Source organism: Paenibacillus sp. 01T431 (assembly GCF_056398625.1).
The window spans coordinates 60,548-82,644 of sequence record NZ_JBFTPT010000024.1; the positions used below are offsets into that span (position 1 = coordinate 60,548).

Consider the following 22,097-nt stretch of genomic DNA (forward strand, 5'->3'; position numbering starts at 1 on the left):
CACAATTGTTCGAAATAGAAGCAGTAAAAAATAGTTTATAAACGTATTTTATTATAATTGAAATCGTCTATTAAAGTTTGGTAATGTTGTAGAATGAAACCAGTTGAAATGGAGTGGGGAAAAAATGAATGGTCCGTTGATCGAAGATTTATTTCAAGCGATTCAGTCAGGAACTCAGCTAAATAGCTTATTAGAATTGGACCCGAGCCTAGCAAATGCCGAAAATAAGGATGGGCTTACACCTCTTGGTTTCGCAGCACATTTTGGCAATAAAGAAGCGGCACAGGTATTGCTTGACTATGGTGCTGACATTAATGCTGTATCTCATTCCAAGATTTCTTTCATTCCCTCCAATACAGCCTTGCATGCTGCAATTGCAGGCGAAAGGAATATAGATCTCATTAATTTGTTTATGAAGCATCATGCCGATACTAATCTTCTGGACAGCAATGGTCATACTTGCTTGCATACTGCAGCTTTTCATGATGATAATATTGAAATCATTCGCTTATTGCTTGAGCATGGAGCAAATTTAAACACTGAAGATCGAGAAGGGAATACTGCCTGGTCTCTTGCAGTCAAGCAAGGAAACCATAATGTGGCTGAGTTTCTTCGTAGGTGATTATGAGTCTGGAAAATACTTGCATATAAACAAAGTAAGTAATTGTGGTAATCTATAATTAATGAGCAGAAAGCTTGCTGATGGATAGGCTAGTGAAAAAAACGAGATTTACAAGATGATGCTGTTATAGGAGACGAGTAGAACTATGACAATAAACAATGAGACAACAAATGAGGAAGTAAACAGTAAGGATTCGGCGATGACCGAGGAGAAATGGGCGGAGCTTATTAAGGCTGTTCACCATAATGGCATCGTAGCTTTAAAAATGCAATTTAACGATGTTGAAGGACAAGTGTTGAACCACGAAGCTTATGGCCCAGTTTTTGTATTTCATGTGAAGGATGAGTCGGACAGCGTATATTCCTGCGGGTTTTTCCTGCATGAGTTGGTCAATAGATTCCAATCGGGGAATGATCCTGCGGTGTGGATGGCTTCTTTCTTCGTCGATCTTATGGAGATCGAGGGTGGTAAACCTCTCTCACAAGCAGCTGCAAGTGAAGAGGAGGCTAAAGCGGTAATCGACAAAATACTCGTTCCACAATGTATAACAGCAGTGACGGAAGAGTTTGCTCCGGAACAGGTACATGCGGGTCTGGCTTGGAACGAAGAACACGGTCCAGTCTTTGAAGCTGGATTTCCAACGATTAAAGACGGAAACAACGTTTGCGCTATTCCGTTACATCTATTGTTGACACATTTGCAGTTGAACCGGGATCCTGCGGAGCTGCTGATTCAAGGCATGTATAACATTCGAAATGAACATGGCATAAATTCCTAAAATTTTTCATCAAAAGGCAGCTTCTGATTCGTAATGGAATCGGGAGCTGCCTTTTTCTTTTATATAAATGAAGAATAGCAAGCCAGCCAAACCTTTCTTTATTGTGATATTCTCATTTACAACGTAACAGTGTTATGTTACGATCATTTCGAGAGGTGATTATAGTGGATAAGGATTTAATTTCGAAAAAGGAGCTGCTGGATTTAACCGGCATTTCGTATGGGCAATTATATCGTTGGAAACGAAAGAAGCTTATTCCTGAGGAATGGTTTATTCGAAAATCAACGTTTACAGGACAAGAAACCTTTTTCCCAAAACAGACGATATTAGCGCGCATCCATAACATTATTAATATGAAGGATGATCTTTCGTTAGATGATCTAGCGGGTAAGTTATCTGATACGTCCGCTATTAACGATATGACACTGACTGCTGCAGAAGTCGGAGAACGTAACATTGTTTCGTCTATGACCCTAAGCAGGTTCGGAGCGTTATCTGGAATTGGTGGACAGTATTCTTTTGACGAGCTTGTGCATTTATTTGCAGTTGACTATCTGCTTGGCCTCGGAGAGCTGAGCTTAGAGGAAGCAGAACTGTTGTTTCAAACCTTGAACGAGAAGGTCAGGAAGTTCGAGGGGAAGAGCTGGGATCTATTTTTTATTCGAAAAATGGGGATGACTTCCTTTATCATGGCGCACTCGCCAAGTGATTTAGTTTTTGACGAAGGTGTCCGACTTGTTGCCAAGCTAAGCTTAGGTGATTTAATTGAACAATTAAAAGGGAAGCTTTCTTAATGGAGGGAAGAGCGATGACGGAATATCAGCTGTCAGATTTAAAGATTAGTGGAGTTAGCGGTGCCGCAGGTGGAAGCTACGATCACGTATCTATAGATGGTGTTGGCAAAGTAAGCGGACCTATTGTTGCGCGTAGATTTAAGGGGAATGGACATATACGAATGAAGGCGCATCTTACGGCAGATGAGCTTGAAGTTAATGGTACGATGGATGTAAAAGGCAATATGAAATTTGGAAATATGAAGGCGGATGGTTTGCTTACTATCGCGGGCGGAGTTAGCGGCGAAAGCTGTGAATTAAATGGCATGATGAGCATAAAAGGTGATTGTGAGCTAGAGCATTTTACAGGTAAGGGCGGCTTCACGGTTGGCGGCTTGCTCAGTGCGGGCCAGCTGGAATTTCAACTGCAAGGCCAAGGAAAAGCGAATGAGATTGGCGTGGAAGACCTGGTCATCAGGCAGGCAGACGTGGGAATGTGGAATAAATTATTCAGTGGAATTATTCCGAAGCTAAAGCCTGAGCTGCGTGTTGGGGTCATTGAAGGCGACAATATTGATATTGAATTTACAACTGCAGATATCGTTAGGGGTAATGTTGTCATCATTGGTCAGGGCTGCTCGATAGGACGAGTAGAATATCGCTCGAAGCTGTCCGTACATCCCGGCGCTGCAATTATGAAGGAGGAGAAGGTTAGTGACTGAGCCTATACGGAATCCATTGAAAGTATTAGGTGAAACAACGTCAGCGGGCGGGTTTTATCAAAATGTGAATATAACAGGCGAATGTAAATTTAACGGTGATGTGGATTGTGAGAAGCTCAGGCTGACGGGAGAAGTCAAGATCGCTGGAAATTTAATTGCGAAAGATATGAAGATAACGGGCGTATGTGCCGTTGATGGCAGCTTAAATGGGCTTAGCTTGCAAGGACGAGGTGAGATGAAGTCAAAAGGAAGAGTTAGCGTAGACAAAATTAAATTAACGGGTCAATTGGATGCAGCAGGTGATTGTGAAGCGGAAGAGCTGCACATAAATGGCGCAGTAAATATCGATGGACTATTAAGCTCAGATCAGCTGGCTATTAGTATGTTCGGACCTAGCTTTGCCAAAGAGGTCGGAGGCAGCAAAATCAAAATTAAAAGAAGCAAAGTGGGAACATTGCTGAGGCTGATGAAATCGATGGACGGGGTCATATTCAATGCGGGGTTGATCGAGGGCGATAACATCGAGCTTCATTATACGAAGGCAAGTATCGTTAGAGGAGAGAATGTAATTATAGGTATAGACTGCGAAATTGAGACGGTGGAATACCGCGATGAACTGAAAATTCATAAGAGTGCAGTTGTGAAAAACAAGGTAAAACTATGATTTTTTTATACGCCCTGAACAAAATAAGCTTTCCCTATTTAGGGGGGGGGAAATGAATGCGCCGGCAGAGTGTATGGTTTATATCTGCCGACGCATTTTTTAAATTTTATAATTTGAATTTGCTAATTAATGTTTGCAGCTGCTTGGACATTTCATTAAGTGATACAGCGGAAGCGCTAATTTCCTTCGTAGAATCGAGCTGTGCATCCGATGCATTAGCGACGTCAATAGCAGCCTTTGAAGAGCTTTCAGCTATAGTTGAGAGCTCCTGAACAGAGGAGGCGACCTCCTCAGAGCCCGCTGACATTTGCTCAGATATGGCTGAAACCTCTTGAATCAGCTGAGCAACATTGTGCGTGGCCGCATATATGGTTTGAAATTTGTCTCCCGTCTCCTCCGCGATTAACATGCCTTGTGTTACTTCCTTCGTTCCTTCATCCATAGCATGTACCGCCTGCGTTATTTCTCGTTGAATCTCAAGGATTAATACGCCAATTTGAGTGGCAGCCTGATGGGATTGATCAGCGAGCTTCCTAACTTCGCTTGCGACAACTGCAAATCCTTTTCCCTGTTCGCCGGCTCTGGCCGCTTCAATGGCGGCATTCAGTGCCAATAAGTTGGTCTGTGACGCAATTCCAGCAATGACCTCGACAATTTGCACAATTTCGTTAGAGCGATCGCTTAGCGAGTTGATGGAAGCGGACGATTGTTGAACGGATTGATGGATGCCATCCATCTGATGGATAACTTTCGTAATATAGAGATTGCCTTGTGAGGCCTCCTCAGACATATCCTCAGAGGCAACCGCCATACTAGCTGCGGATTCGGCTACACGCTGTATGCCCACTGCCATTTCCTCCATTGCACGAGAGCTTTCGAAGGCTACCTGTTCCTGCGTTTCTGCGCCAACAGCAACCTGGCGAATGCGGTGTGAAACCTCACTAAGCGACTTCGAATTTTGCTCGGCATTCGTTGCTAGTTCATTCGCTTGAATCGTTGCTTGATGGGCATTTTGCTGTACACCATTAATCATGTCTCGTAAGCTTAATATCATCTCATTGAAACGGGCATTCAATAAGCCTAATTCATCCAGACGATTAGTGGGCAGACTCACATCAAGCTGACCCTCGCTAACTTTACGAAAAGCACCGTTCAACTCTTTAATAGGTGAAAGCAATTTGCGCAGCACAACAATTTGGATAAACAAAATGACGAGAAGCGCTGCTATCAGAACGGATACCGTCCATAGGAGCAGCTCTTTTTTTCCTTCGGAGACGATATCCGCATGAAGATCAATCGCAAATGCTGCAATGACATTGTTCTGCTCATCCATGATGGGATGAACGACGGTTATCCATTGTCCATAACTGTTTGTGTAAATGTCTGTTGTTGCTGCTTTTTTGCTTTCGAGCAGCTTTTTCATGACCTTCAGCATGACGGGGGATTGCTCATAAGCGGTGCCCGGCGTGTAGCCGGAGTCAATATAGTCTTGCGGGACGGCTAGCAGAATCGGCGTTTTTCCTTGAGCGATATCAACAGAGTATAGATAGGATTGGGATACACTGTTGTTCGTTTTTTGAAAATGAGCTATTTTCCCAATAAGTTTTTTGTGGAGCGGACTGTTTACGTCATGATTTTGGAAAGCTTCTTTAACTTCGGCTAATTCGAATTCACTTGCAGCAAGCGCTGCAAAACCTTCTGCCTGTTGATTTAAAGTTTTAACTAAAACTCGTTCTTGGATAAAATAGCTGGCTGTAATGAGGATAAGCGCAATCAAGACGATGTTCAAACCGGAGAGAAGCAGGTTTTTCCCAAAAAAAGATAGTTTCATTTGTTTAGAATTGCTGATTTGTTTCATCGTTAGATAAACCCCTTTTCTAAGCCACAGTTATCAAAACAAATAGCCACCATCATTGGCGGTACCGATCTCACCGTCCAATAAAGTGGCTGAATTTATGCAGGTGGAAGTCACTACGTATGTTTAGGCGGAGCGATAATTTCTGCTGCTGGAACACCGGCAATTCCCCAATGGGTGGAGGGGATTTCTGTAACTAAAACGCGAATTCGCTCCTTTGGAGAGTTCAATTCTGCTGCAATGGTCTCTGTTACGCTGGCAATAAGAGACTTTATTTGTTCGGTTGATCTTCCTTCCATCATCTGAATCGTTACGATTGGCATATCTCATGATTCTCCCTTACACGGCAACCTGCTTAGAAGGGGTATTCAAATAGTCGGAAATGTCAATGTAATCGTATCCGTGTGCATCGGCAACCGCTTTATAGGTTACATTGCCCTCAGCAATATTAATTCCTCTAGCAATGGCTTTGTTGTCTAGAGCAGCCTGCTTGTAGCCTTTGTTGGCAATTTGTACGCCATAAGGAATCGTTACATTAGTTAAAGCAATCGTAGAAGTTCGAGCGACGGCACCAGGCATATTCGCAACGGAATAGTGGATGACACCATGTTTTTCATAGGTAGGATTGCTGTGGGTAGTAATACGATCCACCGTTTCAATAGAACCGCCTTGATCAATGGCAACGTCGACGATAACAGATCCCGGCTGCATCGTTTTAACCATTTCCTCGGTAACTAAGCGAGGAGCCCTCGCTCCTGGAATAAGAACAGCACCGATTAAAAGATCAGCCTTTTTCACCGCTTCTGCGATGTTATAGCTATTGGACATTAGCGTTCGAATACGCCCGCCAAACATATCGTCAAGCTGCCGAAGGCGATCTGGACTTACATCGAGTACGGTAACAGAAGCGCCGAATCCGACAGCGATCTTAATCGCATTTGTACCAACGATTCCGCCGCCGATAATGACCACCTCACCAGGCGCTACCCCAGGCACGCCGCCTAATAAAACACCTTTTCCGCCATGCGGCTTCTCAAGGAATTGGGCACCGATCTGGATCGACATTCGTCCGGCAACTTCACTCATCGGCATGAGCAGCGGCAAAGCTCCATTATCGAACTGAATCGTTTCATAGGCGATGGCAACGACCTTGCGATCGACCAATGCTTTCGTTAACTCTGCTTCTGGAGCAAGGTGAAGATAGGTATATAATAATAAGCCTTCACGAAAATAAACATATTCTTCTGCAAGCGGCTCTTTCACTTTAATAACCATTTCTGCAGACCAGACTTCCTGAGCAGTGGACACAATTTTAGCTCCTGCGGCTAAGTAGTCAGCGTCCGAGAATCCGCTGCCTGCTCCTGCTTGCGCTTCTATCCAAACCTCATGACCATTGTTCAAGAAGGCCGTTACTCCGGCTGGTGCAATTCCGACACGGTTTTCGTTGTTTTTAATTTCTTTTGGAACCCCGATAATCATCTGCTTTTCCATCCCTTCAACCAATTTTGTGCAAACAAGTTGACGCAGCATCAATATAAAATAAATATGACAAAGTGTCAATATTATTGTGCAAGAATGCCAAAAAGGCATACCGAGCCCTTATAAGTAAAGAGCGTCGGTATACATAGTTGTGATGGTATTCGCAATTTCTTCGAGAGAATATTGGTGTCTGTTATGAACAATATCCCATTGATACATTTCATTCGAATAGAACCATTGGCATGCAACGAGCTCTGCTTTTAAGTCTGTTCGAGCTAAACCATGCTGCTGAGAGTAGGTGATGTCAGTCGTTATACTTTGAATAAGCTTGTGTCGTATTTCTTCCCATTTTGTATTTACCGCGGATGAGAGTCCCATAGCTTCAGCAAACACTTTCATCATGTCTCGTTCTGATTCGGCTATTTGGAAGAAGGTGAGTACTTGACTCTTAATGACCTTTTTAGCCTCTTCTTTGGATGTCGGTTGGAAGGAGATATTCGCGATATCAAAAAACTGCTGCATGACGTCTTCCATCAATACGATTAGAAAATCATCTTTTCCGGTAAAATGGGTATAGGCTGTACCATAACCGGTTTTTGCCAATTTAATAATTTGATTAATTGTACTGTTCTGGAAGCCTTCTTTTAAATAAACGGTTCTGGCTGCTTTTAAAAGCTTTTGCCTCGTTTGCTGCGATCTAAGGTGTCGACCATCGATATCTTTTATTTCGTTTTCCATATAGGATCTCAACCTTTCAAGAGAATATTGCCTGTAGAGTACTATACATTCTAGTCGAATGACATCCCTATTGTAAATATAAAAAAGAATGGCGGTTCATCGACTAACATCCAAAATCAAATTTGCATAATTCTTATTGACATGATGTCATAATCATCATAATATGATAGATATCCAAGCTGAAAGTTTACAAAGGATGCACAATTTGTAAGCGGTTTATTTAAATAGTATACCTCATTTGGGATTCGATGGTGTTTTTTTTCAAAAAAACTGACATCTCGTCATCTTTATTCCCAGCACATGCTTTTCTACTTAGAATGATATCCCTTTTATAAGGAGGTTTCAAATCATGCGAATCGATACGCATACGCATATTATACCTGAGCAGCTACCCGATTTTTATCAGAAATACGGGGGAGATCGATGGCCGATATTAAATCGAACATGTACTTGCGGTGCTACGATTATGGTAGCCGGCAAATCATTTCGTGAGGTAACGGATCAAGTATGGAGCCCCAAAAAAAGAATAGAGGATATGGATAGGGAAAACGTTGATATGCAGGTTTTGTCTCCAATTCCGGTTACCTTTTCTTATTGGGCACCATTAGATGAAGCAATAGAGATGTCACGCATTCAGAATGACTTTATAGCTGAAACGGTCGCGCAGCATAGAAACCGTTTTGCCGGGCTCGGTACCGTCCCGATGCAGGACGCTGATGCCGCTATTCGTGAAATGGATCGCTGCATTCATGAGCTTCATTTAAATGGAATTGAAATCGGCTCCAACATCAATGGTAAAAATTTAGACGATCCTTCCTTTATTGCATTTTTCCAAATGGCTGAAGAATGGAAGGTCCCCTTGTTCATTCATCCATGGGAGACACTCGGAAAAGATAGAACGCCAAGGCATAATTTCATGTATACGATAGGCATGCCAAGCGAAACGGCTCTAGCAGCAGCTACTTTTGTTTGGAGCGGCCTAATGGAGAGATTCCCAGATTTGCAGGTTTGTTTTGCTCATGGCGGTGGATCGTTTCCCTATATTCTGCCGAGGCTTGATCAAGGGTGGAACGTTTGGCCTCAGCTTCGTTTAACAACACATCCGCCCAGCTATTATGCCAAAAAAATGTTTTATGATTCTTTAGTATTCGATCCCCTTAACCTCAAATTCATGATAGATAGATTTGGTCATGAACAAATTATGATGGGCTCTGATTACCCCTTTTTGCTAAGGGAGGTTCCTCCAGGCCAGGTCATCGAACAAAGCCTCAACTTAACCGAAGAAGAAAAGGCCGCTTTATTTGGCGGAAATGCTGCAAAATTCTTTCGTATCGGAGGTTCACCGCGTGATTCAATTTCGCAAAATAAATAAACATTATGGCTCGAACCACGTCCTGAAAGATATTGATCTAAACATCAAAGAAGGAGAAGTGGTTGTCATCATTGGTCCATCAGGATCTGGCAAAAGCACGCTTCTGCGCTGCATTAACCGATTGGAGAATGTTACTTCTGGAGAACTTGTTGTGAACGGCCATAAAGTGAATGACAAGCACACGAATATTAATGTCATGCGGCAAGAGATTGGAATGGTGTTTCAGCATTTTAATCTATATCCACATAAATCAGTGATCGAGAATATCACGCTTGCTCCTATCAAAGTCCGAGGCATGCCAAAGAACGAGGCTGAGAAGCTGGCTATGTATTACCTTGATAAAGTTGGGATAACGGAGAAAGCAAATGTTTTCCCCTCCAAACTATCAGGTGGTCAGCAGCAAAGGGTAGCTATTGCTAGGGGACTCGCAATGAAGCCGAAAGTCATGCTTTTTGACGAACCGACCTCTGCATTAGATCCTGAAATGGTTGGTGAAGTTTTAGACGTCATGAAAGCGCTAACACGCGAAGGCATGACTATGGTAGTGGTTACGCATGAAATGGGCTTCGCACGTGAAGTAGCCGATCGCGTTATATTTATGGATCAAGGTCAGATCGTTGAAGAAGGAAAACCTGAACATTTCTTTTCCAGTCCAAGTGAAGACAGAACAAGATTGTTTCTTAGTCGAATTCTGGTTCATTAATAAAAGGGAATAAGGGGGATTTACGTATGAAGAAATGGCAGAAGAATCTAAGTATAACGGTTGCATCGGTGTTGCTTACTGTTAGTCTGGCTGGGTGTGGAGGTAAAGCAGAACCGGCATCAGGCAAGGATCAGAAAAAAATTTCCGTCGGAATTGGCGCAGATGCTTTTCCATTTGGTTATGTTGACACGGGAGATAACAAAACCAAAGGTTTTGACCTCGATATTGCAGCAGCCATCGTAAAAGACATCACAGGCTCGGAAGACAATATTGAATATGTTGAAGTGAATGGTAAAACAAGAATTCCGATGCTGAAAAATGGCGACATCGATCTGATCGTTCGCACGATGACAATTACAGAAGAGAGAAAGCAGGAAGTGGATTTCTCTGATCCGTATTTCAGTGCAGGGCAATCACTGCTCGTGCCGGAGAATTCAGCAATTACAAGCATTGCAGATTTAAAGGGCAAGAAGGTTATCGCTGTTAAAGGAACGAGAGACGGCAAAGTAATTGAAGAGAAATCACCGGAAGCAGTCGTATCTGAATATGAGAACCTTGGCGAAGCGTTTACGGCGCTTAGCACGGGCAAAGGTGATGTGCTAACGACTGACAATGCTATTTTAATGGGACTTGCCTTGGAAAACCCGGGATATAAACTAGTTGGCGGTGTTATTGAAGATCAGCCATGGGGAATCGCAGTTAGAAAAGGCGATAAAGAAATGCTGGATAAGGTTAATGCTTCGCTAAAAAAATTAAAAGAAACCGGTGAGTACGACAAAATATATGAAAAATGGTTAAAACAAAAACCAGAATAATGGCAGGAGGGGACGAATGCGTTCATTCGTCCCTTTATCTCCTTAGACATCTAGAAGCGGAGAGGACTGAGTTAGATGTTGGATTTTTCAATTTTACTTGAATACAGGGAACAATTTTGGGCTGGTTTTCTAACAACGCTCCAGGTCAGTCTGCTCGCGCTGCTATTAAGTTTAGTGATTGGAACGATCGTTGCCGTCATGAAGATTTCTCCCGTGAAGCCCGTTAAGGGCTTGGCGACGATGTATATTGAATTTATTCAAAATACGCCCTTGCTCATACAAATCTTTTTCTTCTATTTTGGTTTACCGGCGGTAGGGATCCAATTAAATGCCTTTGTAAGCGGAACGCTTGGATTAGCTGTATATTCGGGTGCCTATATTGCAGAGGCGATTAGAGCAGGAATTCAAGCAGTACCTCATGGGCAGGTTGAGGCGGGGCGGGCATCAGGACTTACTTACATTCAAACGATGCGACATATTATTTTGCCGCAGGCGATTAAAGTTGTTATCCCGCCTCTTGGCAATCAATTTCTAAATTTGGTGATGGGATCTGCTATTCTGGGGTCGATATCCGGCAAGGATCTTATGTACTACGGGGACATTATTTCATCGGATACGTTTATTGTATTTGATGTATACATTTTTGTAGCTATTTTCTACTTAATATTGACGCTTCCGCTCAGTCTCTTTATCGGCTATCTAGAACGGAAATTATCGGCGAGCGATTAGAAAGGAGAGCTGTCATGGATTTCATAGGTGCTTACTCAGCGAATAATCTTCTTTACTTACTTAAAGGATTTTTAGTAACGATTGAAGTATCAGCTCTCTCTATTGTATTAGCCTTCGTATTTGGTACGATCATGGGCATTATTAGATACGCCAAAATTCCTATTATTGCGAAAATCATTGCTCTCTATGTAGGTTTAATTCGCAACATTCCGCTTCTGCTCGTCTTTTTCTTTATCTTTTTTGCACTGCCGGAAATTGGCTTAAAGCTGGACGTGTTTACCGCATCAGTAGCGGGCTTAACGGTTTATGCGTCAGCTATGTTATGTGAAATTGTCCGCAGCGGTTTGAATTCCATTTCTAAGGGGCAGGTGGAGGCTGCAAGAGCTTCCGGCTTAACCTATGTCCAAACGATATGGCATATTATTCTCCCGCAAGCGCTAAAACGGATGATTCCGCCTATCGTCAGCGAGTGTACTTCTATTCTCAAAGGCTCTTCGCTTGCTATCGTAATTACACTCCCAGAAATGATGCGAAGTGCACAAATTATTTATAACTATAATGTTAAGTTTGTTATTCCAATTTTATTGTTAGTCGCTATTCTTTACTTCATCGTAAATTATACGCTTTCTTTACTTGCACGAAGATTGGAAAGACGTTTAACGATTTAATTTTGTGTGATCGATAGGGAATGATGACTGAAAATGAGTCTTGGCGAATGGTAATTTCGACAGACTCTTATTTGTCGTTGCAGCCTTTTTTTGGATAAAAAAAATGAAATTAATCATATTGACACTGTGTCATATTCAATATATTGTTAGGTTGATTCTGGAATTACATCTGATGTTTTTGAAGGAGGCTGTTAAAGGGGCTGAATACGTTCGAGCTAAGAACAGCATGAATGTTTTGTCAGGGTTGCTCGATCAGATCAATTGCAAGCGTTTCCAAAAGGTAATGAATATTTTATTCCTGGAGGTTTTGAACTGATGAAAAAAGCGGTCAGGCAGCGAATTTTTAGTAGTGTTCTCCTCGTAACTGTTGTTAGTACGCTCATCTTTCCGTCTTTACCTATCTTTGCATCCTCAGATACAACTGCCGTGAAGGCAGAATCCAATTCAGGCGCCTATGTTGCGAAGCGCACAGGCGTCAACGTGAATGCACCTGATGCTGGACAACCGTATCCAGTAGACGAAACGCATAAACGATTGCCGGGTGAGCCCGCCGAACCAGCAGAAGGCAGCTGGGGTTACAATGTAGAGACTGGCGTGTTTACTCATCCGACGGTTATGCCGGAAAATGAAGGACCACAGCCGTTCAACGGCAGCTTGCCTTATCTAGACTTGAATCAATATATTAAAAACATGAAGGTTGAAGCCTTTTATCCATTCGTAGCGGGGTACGGACACAGCTGGCAAACATCCTTTGATTTGGATGGACGTCGCTATTTGTATGACTATGAGACCAATCAATACAATTTGTTTGATATAACGGACCCGCTAAAGGCCGAGCTTATTACGACAAAATGGATCGACAAACAAGCGGGTGAACATCAATTTGGCCCATTTAACGTGAAGTACAACGAGGAATTAGATAAAAATTTAGCTGTTCAGTGCTATGAGGTTCCGCGCTACGGCAAAATAACGAATAAGTACACGAATCCAGACGAAGTAAAGGCAATTCGCGACTTTGAAATGCTGCGCGGCTTCCGAATTTATGAGGTGAACGGCCCGAACTGGACGGATTGGAAAATTCTTTCCGAGACGCCGCTTGATTCAAGTATTTACTCCAAAGATAAGCCGCAGCAAGGATCTGGCTGCCAAGACATCCCGGTCTATTCCGGTGATAAATATTTATTTGTTGCAGGTGCTCCAGACGACAGCTACGCGAACACAGAATATAAAACCTATCTTTATTCAGGTGCACAGCTTGTCTATGACATCTCAGATCCAACAAAACCAAAGCAGCTATCGATTTGGTCAGTACCTGGACAACGCATTGGCGAAGAAGCACAATATAATCTAAATCCGCGAGCAGGTAATAAAACAAGCTGGATGGGATCGCGAATGCCGTTGTTTATTCCCAAAACAGTAGAAGAAGGCGGAAAATACGGTTATGCAGCGATGGGTGGATTAGGCTTCTACATTGTAGATATTTCTGATCCGAACAATATGAAGACGGTATCGCATCTTGAAATGCCGATGAGCTTTGCAGGAACTGAGGGCGATAATATCGACGTCAGTAAAGTAGAGACGACAGGCATGGTTTATTACAGCGGTTATCCGCTCAGCGAGGATTGCCATGAGCCGTATAAAGAAATTTATGCAATTGATGTTAAAGATCCGCTTAATCCGAAAATAGCAACGATTATGCCGCGTCCAACGCCGCCGGCAGATGCGCCGTTTACGGACTATTGCCAGCGTCGAGGCAGCTTCGGACCGAAGCGTACCGGCTATGCTGAAATTCAGCCAGGTACACCAAGCCAACAATATATGCCTTATGCATTCTACAATGCAGGCATTCAAATGTTTGATCTTAAAGATCCGTTAAAACCAACGATTGCTGCTTATTTTGTACCGAAAATGTCAGGCGAATTGACTGACGATGAAGGTAAAAAGTATATGAGCGATCAATCTGATCCTGTGCATGGCACCTTTGTAGAATGGGATCGCCATTTAATTTGGGTGTTCTCTGGCCATGGGATGTACGTCCTTTCTTCGCCGCTTCTTGGTGATCCTGTAAGCGGACTGCCTAAGGCGAGTCTTCAGCTTAACGGTGAGGCGGCACTTCCTTTGGCAGCACAGCCGTTTAGCAAAGATGGTGCAACGCTCGTTCCCTTACGTACTATTTTTGAGAAATTAGGTTATGAAGTGAAATGGAATGGTGCTTCCAAGACGGTAACGGGGACAAAAGACGGCGTTACCATTCAACTGCAGATTGGGCAGAAGGAAGCAACGGTGAATGGAGTGAAGAAACCGATGGCTGCTTCTTCAGTCATGGTGGGCGGTACAACGTATATTCCGATTTCCTTTATTGAACTAGCAACCGGAAGTAAAGCCGTGTGGAATCAGGATGATAAGGCGATTGTTGTGACTAGTATTTAAGATGATTTGGCAGGGAGAAGACCGCAGTAGTGCCGATTGGCGACGCGGTCTTTTCCCTTTTTAATGCGCTTTCAAATAAAACTGACATATCGTCAATATTAATATTGACATGATGTCGACATTATCTTATAGTGAAAACAAGATCAGCTTTTATCCAAAAAATATCGATTTGAAGGTGAGGGTTTATTATGGCAACTGCTAAATCATTAACCGCTTTTAATCTTTTGAAATGGATTGAAGATAACAAGGAGCAGCTCAAACCACCGGTTAATAACAAGGTAATATGGGAAGATTCTGAGTTTATTGCAATGGTGCTTGGCGGGCCGAACAGACGCAGAGACTTTCACATTGATCCATCCGATGAGTTCTTTTATCAAGTGAAGGGCTCTTGTTATGTGGAATGTATTACCGAGGCTGGCGAGCGCAAGGTTGTTGCCGTTAATGAAGGCGAAGTATTCATGCTGCCGGCAATGGTACCGCATTCACCGCATCGTGTGGCTGACACGTTTGGCATCGTTATTGAGCGCAAACGCGACAAAGGGGAGCTAGAGGATTTTGTATGGTTTTGCGAGAGCTGCAACCACGAGATGCACCGCGTAACCGTACAGTTAACCGATATTGAAACACAGGTAAAAGGAGCGATCCACAGCTTCAATTCAAATATAGAAGTGCGTACTTGCAAATCATGCGGACATGTAATGTCTGAAGAAGTTAAGGAATGGAAACCAGAATAAGAAGGTGACTTAGGTGGAAAATCAAGCGCTGGCAACACCGGAAGAAAATTTGCAAAAGCTTGGCATCACGCTTGGCTCCTCACGTCCGCTGGTAGGCAATTATGTAACCTGCGTTAGGGCGGGGAACCTGCTCTTCACAGCAGGCCAGGGAGTAGATGAGTATCATGGAAAACTGGGCAGGGATTTAACCGTCGAGGAAGGTTATCTGGCTGCACGGCAATCGATGATTAATTTATTAAAAGTCGTGAAGCAGGAGCTCGGCGAGCTTAGCAAAGTGAAACGTGTGGTCAAAATTTTAGGTTTCGTAAATAGCACAGAAGATTTCACACAGCAGCCGAAAGTAATGAATGGCGCATCTGACTTGCTGGTTGATGTATTCGGAGATAAGGGCAAGCATGGAAGATCCGCAGTTGGAATGGCGCAGCTGCCAAACAATACAGCCATTGAAATTGAAATGACTCTCGAAATTGAAGAGTAGGAGGGCTGTAGATGAATCATGACATTATAGCAAATCCTGCTGTAAAAGATGCGAAGCTATTTATCGGCGGCGCATTCGTAGATTCCATTTCGGGTGCCACATTCGATACGATTAATCCGGCAACGAATATGAAGCTGGCCTCAGTGGCAATGGCGAATGAAGCAGATACGACCAGGGCGATCGAGGTAGCGCAGAGAACGTTCGAAAGCGGCGTTTGGAGCCATATGACAGTAGAGAAAAGAGCCGAAATTTTATGCCGCATGTCCGATTTGATTATGCAAAGGCATCAAGAAATTGCGGTACTAGAAACACTTGATGTCGGCAAGCCGATTAAAGAAAGCCGTGGCTTTGATATACCGAGAGCGGCATCGAATATGCGATTTTTTGCCGAAATGGCACTCTATCATCATGCTGAAAATTTTGAAAAGCAAGGCATGATGTCCTATACCAAATATGCACCAGCGGGCGTAACCAGCATCATTATTCCTTGGAACTTGCCCTTCATGCAAATGACCTGGAAGGTATCGGCAGCACTTGCAGCTGGCAATACGGTTGTTGTTAAACCAGCTTCGAACACACCGCTCAGTGCTTTTGTTCTTGGGGAAATTGCAAATGAAGCTGGGCTTCCTCCGGGCGTATTGAACATTATTGCCGGATCAGGCAGCACGGTTGGCACAATTATGGCTTCCCATCCTTATGTTCGCCGAATTTCATTCGTCGGAGAGTCGGGTACAGGTAAGACGGTCATGCGAAATGCAGCAGAATCATTGATTCCAGTTTCTCTCGAGCTAGGCGGGAAATCAGCTAATATCGTTTTTGAAGATGCTGATTTGGATGAAGTTGTGAAAGGCTCAATCGATGCCATCTACCGTAACCAAGGACAAATCTGTCTTGCTGGCTCACGTATGCTGCTTCATGAAAGCGTATACGATACGTTTTTGGAAAAATTTATTGCAGCTGTTAATCAAATAAAAGTAGGTATGCCGCTTGACGAAGAGACGGATATGGGGGCACTCGTATCCAAATCACATCTCGAAGAGGTCCACAGCTATGTGGAGATAGGACTCGCTGAGGGTGCGAAGCTCGGCTGCGGAGGCACACGCGTCGAAGGGCTTGGAAATGGCAACTTCTATAAGCCAACTGTGCTTTATGATGTAGACAACAAGATGCGAGTTGCGCAGGAGGAGATTTTTGGACCGGTTCTCGTGGTCATTCCATTCAAAACAGAAGAAGATGCGATTCGAATAGCAAACGACTCGATTTATGGACTTGCAGGCGTCGTTTGGACGAATGACCTGCGCCGCGCACATCGTGTGGCCGCTTCTGTAAACTCCGGATTGTTTTGGATTAATTGCTGGTATTTCCGCGATCTGCGTACCCCATTTGGAGGCTCGAAAGCAAGTGGAATCGGCCGTGAAGGCGGTCGTCATAGCTTTGATTTCTATACAGAAGCCAAATCGATCACGATGAAGCTATAAGGAAGATGGTGACGATATCGTCACCATCCGCTTTATTTTTAGGAGGAAAGAGAGGACATTTACTATGAACCCAATCATCAATACGCTGGCAAGTGAACTATTGGAAGCGGAAGAGACACAAGTGGCTATCGCACCTTTTACTGAACGTTACTCGGAAATAACTGTAACCGATGCCTATCACGTACAATTGCAGGTCGTCAAGCAAAAGCTGGAGGCAGGTCGTCACATTATAGGCAAGAAAGTTGGACTAACAAGCAAAGCGATGCAAACGATGCTGAATGTCAATGAGCCGGATTATGGACATTTGCTTGATGATATGGAAGTGCAAGATCAAAGCATCGTAAAAGCAAATGAAATGATCGCGCCGCGCATTGAGGCGGAAATCGGCTTCATCCTTGATCGGGATCTGAAGGGGCCGGATGTAACGTTCCTCGATGTGCTGTTAGCTACAAAATATATTGTGCCTACATTAGAAATTATTGATAGCCGAATTGCAGATTGGAAAATCAAGTTGATCGATACGGTAGCTGACAATGGTTCATCGGCAAAAGTTGTGATCGGGAAGAAAAAAACGTCTATCGACAATATAGATTTACGCGATCTTGGAATGATTTTATTTAAAAATGGCGAGCAAGTCGCAACGGGAGCGGGAGCAGCTGCACTCGGACATCCAGCCCATGCGATTGCATGGCTTGCGAACAAGCTTAGTGAATTTGATATTTCATTAAAGGCTGGAGAAATTATTTTGCCGGGTGCTTTGTCAGGAGCGGTTCAGGTTAAAGCCGGAGACCACATCGAAGCACGATTTGGTTCTATCGGGTCGGTATCCGTAGCATTCGAGTAGGAGGACAAACCATATGGGGAAATTGAAAGCAGCTATTATCGGATCTGGCAACATCGGTACGGATTTAATGTACAAGCTGGAAAGAAGCCATTGGCTTACGCTTACAGCGGTAATCGGCATCGATCCGAATTCGGAAGGACTTGAGCGGGCCAAAGGACGCGGATATGCGACTTTTTCGAATGGCATTCAGGGGCTTATCGACAATCCTGAGCTTGCGGACATTATTTTTGATGCTACTTCCGCCAAAGCTCATGTTAAACATAATGAAGTGCTGCAAAAGATGGGAAAAATTGTTATTGATTTAACACCGGCAGCAGTTGGGCCATTCCTATCCCCTGTCGTAAACATGGGCAATCATCTGCAAGCGACGAACGTCAATATGATCACATGCGGGGGGCAAGCAACGATCCCAATCATTCATGCTATAAATGAAGCAGCAGACGTCGTGTATGCTGAGATTGTAGCAACAATTGCTAGCAAAAGCGCGGGGCCAGGCACGCGGGCTAATATCGATGAGTTTACGATTACAACACGCCGCGGTATAGAAGAGGTGGGCGGTGCAGATCGTGGAAAAGCGCTAATTGTCTTAAATCCAGCAGATCCGCCGTTTATGATGCGAGACACCGTCTATTGCGAAGTGAAAAATATGGATGAGGCCGTTATAAGCAAAGCGATTTATGACATGGTTGAATGCGTAAAAGAATACGTGCCAGGCTATCGCTTGAAGCAGGAGCCTATTTTTGATGGAAATCGAGTATCGGTGTTTCTCGAGGTAGAGGGAGCAGGAGATTACTTCGCGCCATACGCAGGCAATCTTGATATTATGACGGCTGCCTCTGTCCGGGTAGCTGAAGATTATGCAAAAAACCGCCTATCAAACCAGTCTAGCGAAACGAATAGCGAGGTGTAAAGGGTGAACCGAAAAAGTAATCAGCCGGTCCAAATTACGGAAGTGTCCTTGCGGGATGGCAGCCATGCGGTTGCACACCAATTTACAGAAGAACAGGTGCGGAGCGTTGTTCGTGCGCTTGATGATGCGGGCATGCACAATATTGAAGTCAGCCATGGCGATGGTTTAGGCGGGTCAACTTTGCAGTATGGCCGTTCGCTCGTTGATGAAATGAAGCTGATTGAAGCAGCCGTAGATGAAAGCAAACAAGCGAAGATCGCCGTTCTACTGCTGCCAGGCATAGGGACGGTTCATGAGCTGAAGCAAGCAAGAGCTCTAGGGGCGAGCCTAGTACGAGTAGCAACTCATGTCACGGAAGCAGATGTGTCAGCCCAGCATCTTTATATGGCTAGAGAGCTCGGCATGGAAGCGATTGGTTTCCTGATGATGTCGCATTCCGCTCCCGTAGAGAAACTGGTAGAACAAGCGAAATTGATGGAAAGCTATGGCGCTGAGGCTGTGTATGTGACGGATTCTGCCGGAGCGCTGCTGCCGCATCAGGTTCGTGAGCGAATAGAAGCGTTAAAACAAGCCTTATCGATAGAAATTGGTTTCCACGCGCACAATAATTTGTCTTTGGCAGTTGCCAATACGCTTGTAGCAATCGAAGAAGGTGCAACTCGAATTGATGGCAGCGTGCGATGCTTGGGAGCAGGAGCGGGCAATACTCAAACAGAGGTTTTAATTGCGGTGTTAGATCGATTAGGTCTGAATATCGGGATCGATTTGTATAAAATGATGGATTTGGCTGAGCACATCGTCGGTCCACTTCTTCAGCGTCCGCAAGAAATCGTCACGGGCAGTCTCGTGATGGGTTATGCGGGTGTATACTCCAGCTTCCTGCTGCATGCGGATCGCGCAAGCAAAAAATTTGGCATTGACTCGCGGGACATTCTAATAGAGCTTGGCCAAAGGGGCATTATCGGCGGACAAGAAGACATGATTGTTGATGTTGCCGCAGAACTGGCGGACAGAAATAAGAACGGGGTGAAGTAAACGATGGAGATCACACGAGAAATGGAACAAGAAATCGTTACGTATTTGTACGATGCCGAGAAAGAGTGCAGAGAAGTAATTAAGGTTACAGATCAATATCCAGACTTAACAATAGAGAAGGCTTATGATGTGCAAAAGCAGCTGTTACAGCGCAAGATTCAAGCTGGCACGCGCTCGATTGGCTATAAGCTGGGGCTGACTAGCAAAGCAAAGCAGGAAATGATGGGTGTCTATGAAGCGATTTACGGTGAGCTGACTAGCGATATGCTAGCTTTGGAATGGGAATCTATCGATTTCAAACAATTGATTCATCCGAAGGCTGAGCCGGAAATTGCTTTCTTTATAGGCGAGGATCTGCAAGGAACGAATATAACCGGTGAAGATGTGCTGCGTGCAACGCAGTATGTTGCTGCAGCAATTGAAGTAATAGACAGCAGGTATTTGGATTTCAAGTTTACGCTTGCGGATGTTGTAGCGGACAATTGCTCATCGGCTAAATTTATAATTGGCAGCAAAATGGTTCCTGTGCGAGAGTTGAATTTGCCTGAAATCGGCGTTGTGCTCTCGAAAAACAATCAAGTGATGGCTACTGGCGCCGGTGCCGCGGTGCTGGGCGACCCCGCTGTATCGGTCGCATGGGCTGTTAATAAGTTAGGCGAGCGCGGCTTAGGGCTGCGCAAGGGCGATATCGTGCTGAGCGGAGCGATTACGGAAGCAATTGCTTTTCAGCCGGGAGATACAATTCAAGCACAGTTTGCTCATCTGGGAAGCGTATCTTTAAGCTGCGTATAAGCATGGCTTGGAAATGAAAGTGACATTCAAACTGATAACAGTTTGGGTGTCATTTTTGGTTTGTTTTGGTTGAGGGGATGCTCACATTACAATTGCATTTTCATTCCTAACAAACTGAGTAGACGCTATTGGGCAGGAAATTGTGTTTTTTGAACGCTAACGAACTCCGGTAGCGTTATTTTTCAAAATGATGTCCAGATGTGAGGTAACTTAGGTAAATAGCGAGTATGTGGTTCGTTAGAAAATAAAACAAGCCTAATTTGATCAAATAGCACCTGTGGAGTTCGTTAGAATGTGTTGAGGTAGGGGCTAAGTTGCGTGATTAGTCTACCAATTCCTAACGAACCCAGTAGATGCTATTTGGCAGAAAATTGTGTTTTCTGAACGCTAACGAACTCCAGAGGCGTTATTGCTCAAAATGATGTCCAGATGTGAGGTAACTTAGGTAAATAGCGAGTGTGTGGTTCGTTAGAAAATAAAACAAGCCTAATTTGATCAAATAGCGCCTGTGGAGTTCGTTAGAATGTGTCGAGGTAGGGGATGAGCTGTGAGCGTAGTCTACCAATTCCTAACGAACTCAGTAGACGTTATTGGGCAGGAAATTGTGTTTTCTGAACGCTAACGAACCCCAGTGGCGTTATTGCTCAAAAGGATGTCCATATGCGAGGTAACTTAGGTAAATAGCGAGCGTGGGGTTCGTTAGAAAATAAAACAAGCTTAATTTGATAAAATAGCGCCTGTGGAGTTCGTTAGAATGTGTTGAGGTAGGGGCTGGGGAGTGAGCGTAGTCTACCAATTCCTAACGAACTCAGTAGACGCTATTGGGCAGATAATTGTGTTTTCTGAACTAACGAACCCCAGTGGCGTTATTGCTCAAGATGATGTCCAAATGTGAGGTAACTTAGGTAAATAGGGAGTGTGGGGTTCGTTAGAAAATAAAACAAGCCTAATTTGATCAAATAGCACCTGTGGAGTTCGTTAGAATGTGTTGAGGTAGGGGCTGGGGAGTGAGCGTAGTCTACCAATTCCTAACGAACTCAGTAGACGCTATTGGGCAGAAAATTGTGTTTTCTGAACGCTAACGAATCCCAGTGGCGTTATTGCTCAAAATGGAGTCTAAATGCGTAAATAGGGAGCGTGTGGTTCGTTAGAAAATAAAACAAGCCTAATTTGATCAAATAGCGTCTGTGGAGTTCGTTAGAATGTGTTGAGGTAGGAGCTAGGTTGCGAGATTAGTCTACAAATTCCTAACGAACTCAGAAGACGCTACTAGGCAGGAAAATGCGTTTTCTGAACGCTAACGAACTCCAGAGGCGTTATTGCTCAAAATGATGTCCAAATGTGAGGTAACTTAGGTAAATAGGGAGCGTGTGGTTCGTTAGAAAATAAAACAAGCCTAATTTGATCAAATAGCGTCTGTGGAGTTCGTTAGAATGTGTTGAGGTAGGAGCTAGGTTGCGAGATTAGTCTACAAATTC

At 43.9% G+C, this 22,097-nt stretch carries 22 protein-coding genes; 18 read left to right on the forward strand and 4 right to left on the reverse strand.

All coding sequences use genetic code 11. The features are described 5' to 3' along the window. The first annotated feature begins 124 nt into the window (after window positions 1-124). The 5 genes from AC1DM9_RS30400 (at window position 125) to AC1DM9_RS30420 (ending at window position 3,559) form a co-directional block, all read left to right on the forward strand. On the forward strand, window positions 125-622 hold the full coding sequence (locus AC1DM9_RS30400; protein ID WP_477549885.1) for an ankyrin repeat domain-containing protein: 498 nt from the start codon (window positions 125-127) through the stop codon (window positions 620-622). Window positions 623-767: 145 nt separating this feature from the next. Further along, window positions 768-1,400, forward strand: coding sequence for a hypothetical protein (locus AC1DM9_RS30405; protein ID WP_076270946.1), 633 nt, complete (start codon window positions 768-770; stop codon window positions 1,398-1,400). A gap of 164 nt (window positions 1,401-1,564) precedes the next feature. Then, window positions 1,565-2,194, forward strand: a complete 630-nt coding sequence (locus tag AC1DM9_RS30410) for a DUF4004 family protein (RefSeq protein ID WP_477583819.1) — start codon at window positions 1,565-1,567, stop codon at window positions 2,192-2,194. A gap of 14 nt (window positions 2,195-2,208) precedes the next feature. After that, the gene (locus AC1DM9_RS30415) at window positions 2,209-2,895 is read left to right on the forward strand and encodes a hypothetical protein (protein WP_477583821.1); all 687 of its coding nucleotides are present in this window, start codon (window positions 2,209-2,211) and stop codon (window positions 2,893-2,895) included. Next, complete coding sequence (locus tag AC1DM9_RS30420) at window positions 2,888-3,559, forward strand: hypothetical protein (RefSeq protein WP_477583823.1); 672 nt, start codon at window positions 2,888-2,890, stop codon at window positions 3,557-3,559. Before AC1DM9_RS30415 ends, AC1DM9_RS30420 begins: the two co-directional genes overlap by 8 nt. Before the next feature lie 106 nt (window positions 3,560-3,665). Here the strand turns inward: AC1DM9_RS30420 and AC1DM9_RS30425 are convergent, their stop codons facing one another. The 4 genes from AC1DM9_RS30425 to AC1DM9_RS30440 all read right to left on the reverse strand — a co-directional run bounded on the left by AC1DM9_RS30425 (window position 3,666) and on the right by AC1DM9_RS30440 (window position 7,631). Continuing rightward, window positions 3,666-5,417 (reverse strand): methyl-accepting chemotaxis protein, encoded by a 1,752-nt coding sequence (locus tag AC1DM9_RS30425; RefSeq protein ID WP_477583825.1) that lies wholly within the window; start codon window positions 5,415-5,417, stop codon window positions 3,666-3,668. Window positions 5,418-5,530: 113 nt separating this feature from the next. After that, entirely contained in the window at window positions 5,531-5,737 is a 207-nt protein-coding gene (locus AC1DM9_RS30430; RefSeq protein WP_339203843.1) for a 4-oxalocrotonate tautomerase, read from the reverse strand. A 16-nt stretch (window positions 5,738-5,753) separates the two neighbouring features. Then, the gene (gene ald / locus AC1DM9_RS30435; RefSeq protein WP_339209701.1) at window positions 5,754-6,893 is read right to left on the reverse strand and encodes an alanine dehydrogenase; all 1,140 of its coding nucleotides are present in this window, start codon (window positions 6,891-6,893) and stop codon (window positions 5,754-5,756) included. A 120-nt stretch (window positions 6,894-7,013) separates the two neighbouring features. Next, a complete protein-coding gene (locus AC1DM9_RS30440) occupies window positions 7,014-7,631 on the reverse strand; it encodes a TetR/AcrR family transcriptional regulator (RefSeq protein WP_339203842.1) in 618 nt (205 codons plus the stop codon). Window positions 7,632-7,980: 349 nt separating this feature from the next. Here AC1DM9_RS30440 and AC1DM9_RS30445 point away from each other — a divergent pair, with 349 nt between their 5' ends. From AC1DM9_RS30445 to AC1DM9_RS30505, 13 genes are all read left to right on the forward strand, one after another. Beyond that, window positions 7,981-9,003, forward strand: a complete 1,023-nt coding sequence (locus tag AC1DM9_RS30445; protein WP_477583827.1) for an amidohydrolase family protein — start codon at window positions 7,981-7,983, stop codon at window positions 9,001-9,003. Then, entirely contained in the window at window positions 8,942-9,706 is a 765-nt protein-coding gene (locus AC1DM9_RS30450; protein WP_441909422.1) for an amino acid ABC transporter ATP-binding protein, read from the forward strand. The genes AC1DM9_RS30445 and AC1DM9_RS30450 overlap by 62 nt, the downstream gene beginning before the upstream one ends. A 26-nt stretch (window positions 9,707-9,732) precedes the next feature. Then, the gene (locus AC1DM9_RS30455; protein ID WP_441961879.1) at window positions 9,733-10,521 is read left to right on the forward strand and encodes a transporter substrate-binding domain-containing protein; all 789 of its coding nucleotides are present in this window, start codon (window positions 9,733-9,735) and stop codon (window positions 10,519-10,521) included. A 75-nt stretch (window positions 10,522-10,596) separates the two neighbouring features. Continuing rightward, complete coding sequence (locus tag AC1DM9_RS30460) at window positions 10,597-11,250, forward strand: amino acid ABC transporter permease (protein ID WP_441880947.1); 654 nt, start codon at window positions 10,597-10,599, stop codon at window positions 11,248-11,250. 14 nt (window positions 11,251-11,264) lie between these two features. After that, complete coding sequence (locus AC1DM9_RS30465) at window positions 11,265-11,918, forward strand: amino acid ABC transporter permease (RefSeq protein ID WP_441880948.1); 654 nt, start codon at window positions 11,265-11,267, stop codon at window positions 11,916-11,918. Between the two features lie 315 nt (window positions 11,919-12,233). Then, the gene (locus AC1DM9_RS30470; protein WP_477583831.1) at window positions 12,234-14,348 is read left to right on the forward strand and encodes a stalk domain-containing protein; all 2,115 of its coding nucleotides are present in this window, start codon (window positions 12,234-12,236) and stop codon (window positions 14,346-14,348) included. A gap of 188 nt (window positions 14,349-14,536) precedes the next feature. After that, on the forward strand, window positions 14,537-15,082 hold the full coding sequence (locus AC1DM9_RS30475) for a 3-hydroxyanthranilate 3,4-dioxygenase (RefSeq protein ID WP_339203835.1): 546 nt from the start codon (window positions 14,537-14,539) through the stop codon (window positions 15,080-15,082). Between the two features lie 13 nt (window positions 15,083-15,095). Continuing rightward, entirely contained in the window at window positions 15,096-15,560 is a 465-nt protein-coding gene (locus tag AC1DM9_RS30480) for a RidA family protein (protein WP_339203834.1), read from the forward strand. An 11-nt stretch (window positions 15,561-15,571) separates the two neighbouring features. Then, the gene (locus tag AC1DM9_RS30485) at window positions 15,572-17,038 is read left to right on the forward strand and encodes an aldehyde dehydrogenase (RefSeq protein ID WP_441880950.1); all 1,467 of its coding nucleotides are present in this window, start codon (window positions 15,572-15,574) and stop codon (window positions 17,036-17,038) included. A 64-nt stretch (window positions 17,039-17,102) separates the two neighbouring features. Beyond that, window positions 17,103-17,882, forward strand: coding sequence for a 2-keto-4-pentenoate hydratase (locus tag AC1DM9_RS30490; RefSeq protein ID WP_441880951.1), 780 nt, complete (start codon window positions 17,103-17,105; stop codon window positions 17,880-17,882). A gap of 13 nt (window positions 17,883-17,895) precedes the next feature. Beyond that, the gene (locus AC1DM9_RS30495; RefSeq protein ID WP_477583834.1) at window positions 17,896-18,792 is read left to right on the forward strand and encodes an acetaldehyde dehydrogenase (acetylating); all 897 of its coding nucleotides are present in this window, start codon (window positions 17,896-17,898) and stop codon (window positions 18,790-18,792) included. A gap of 3 nt (window positions 18,793-18,795) precedes the next feature. After that, the gene (dmpG, locus tag AC1DM9_RS30500) at window positions 18,796-19,827 is read left to right on the forward strand and encodes a 4-hydroxy-2-oxovalerate aldolase (RefSeq protein WP_477583836.1); all 1,032 of its coding nucleotides are present in this window, start codon (window positions 18,796-18,798) and stop codon (window positions 19,825-19,827) included. A gap of 3 nt (window positions 19,828-19,830) precedes the next feature. Beyond that, the gene (locus AC1DM9_RS30505; protein ID WP_430054485.1) at window positions 19,831-20,619 is read left to right on the forward strand and encodes a 2-keto-4-pentenoate hydratase; all 789 of its coding nucleotides are present in this window, start codon (window positions 19,831-19,833) and stop codon (window positions 20,617-20,619) included. The last annotated feature ends 1,478 nt before the right edge of the window (window positions 20,620-22,097 follow it).

Excerpts from the sequence above, each read along its gene's own strand:
- AC1DM9_RS30400 (WP_477549885.1), top strand. The coding sequence starts at position 125 with ATGAATGGTCCGTTGATCGAAGATTTATTTCAAGCGATTCAGTCAGGA.
- AC1DM9_RS30405 (WP_076270946.1), top strand. The coding sequence starts at position 768 with ATGACAATAAACAATGAGACAACAAATGAGGAAGTAAACAGTAAGGAT.
- AC1DM9_RS30415 (WP_477583821.1), top strand. The coding sequence starts at position 2,209 with ATGACGGAATATCAGCTGTCAGATTTAAAGATTAGTGGAGTTAGCGGT.
- AC1DM9_RS30425 (WP_477583825.1), bottom strand. The coding sequence starts at position 5,417 with ATGAAACAAATCAGCAATTCTAAACAAATGAAACTATCTTTTTTTGGG.
- AC1DM9_RS30430 (WP_339203843.1), bottom strand. The coding sequence starts at position 5,737 with ATGCCAATCGTAACGATTCAGATGATGGAAGGAAGATCAACCGAACAA.
- ald (WP_339209701.1), bottom strand. The coding sequence starts at position 6,893 with ATGATTATCGGGGTTCCAAAAGAAATTAAAAACAACGAAAACCGTGTC.
- AC1DM9_RS30440 (WP_339203842.1), bottom strand. The coding sequence starts at position 7,631 with ATGGAAAACGAAATAAAAGATATCGATGGTCGACACCTTAGATCGCAG.
- AC1DM9_RS30445 (WP_477583827.1), top strand. The coding sequence starts at position 7,981 with ATGCGAATCGATACGCATACGCATATTATACCTGAGCAGCTACCCGAT.
- AC1DM9_RS30450 (WP_441909422.1), top strand. The coding sequence starts at position 8,942 with ATGCTGCAAAATTCTTTCGTATCGGAGGTTCACCGCGTGATTCAATTT.
- AC1DM9_RS30455 (WP_441961879.1), top strand. The coding sequence starts at position 9,733 with ATGAAGAAATGGCAGAAGAATCTAAGTATAACGGTTGCATCGGTGTTG.
- AC1DM9_RS30460 (WP_441880947.1), top strand. The coding sequence starts at position 10,597 with ATGTTGGATTTTTCAATTTTACTTGAATACAGGGAACAATTTTGGGCT.
- AC1DM9_RS30465 (WP_441880948.1), top strand. The coding sequence starts at position 11,265 with ATGGATTTCATAGGTGCTTACTCAGCGAATAATCTTCTTTACTTACTT.
- AC1DM9_RS30470 (WP_477583831.1), top strand. The coding sequence starts at position 12,234 with ATGAAAAAAGCGGTCAGGCAGCGAATTTTTAGTAGTGTTCTCCTCGTA.
- AC1DM9_RS30475 (WP_339203835.1), top strand. The coding sequence starts at position 14,537 with ATGGCAACTGCTAAATCATTAACCGCTTTTAATCTTTTGAAATGGATT.
- AC1DM9_RS30485 (WP_441880950.1), top strand. The coding sequence starts at position 15,572 with ATGAATCATGACATTATAGCAAATCCTGCTGTAAAAGATGCGAAGCTA.
- AC1DM9_RS30490 (WP_441880951.1), top strand. The coding sequence starts at position 17,103 with ATGAACCCAATCATCAATACGCTGGCAAGTGAACTATTGGAAGCGGAA.
- AC1DM9_RS30495 (WP_477583834.1), top strand. The coding sequence starts at position 17,896 with ATGGGGAAATTGAAAGCAGCTATTATCGGATCTGGCAACATCGGTACG.
- AC1DM9_RS30505 (WP_430054485.1), top strand. The coding sequence starts at position 19,831 with ATGGAGATCACACGAGAAATGGAACAAGAAATCGTTACGTATTTGTAC.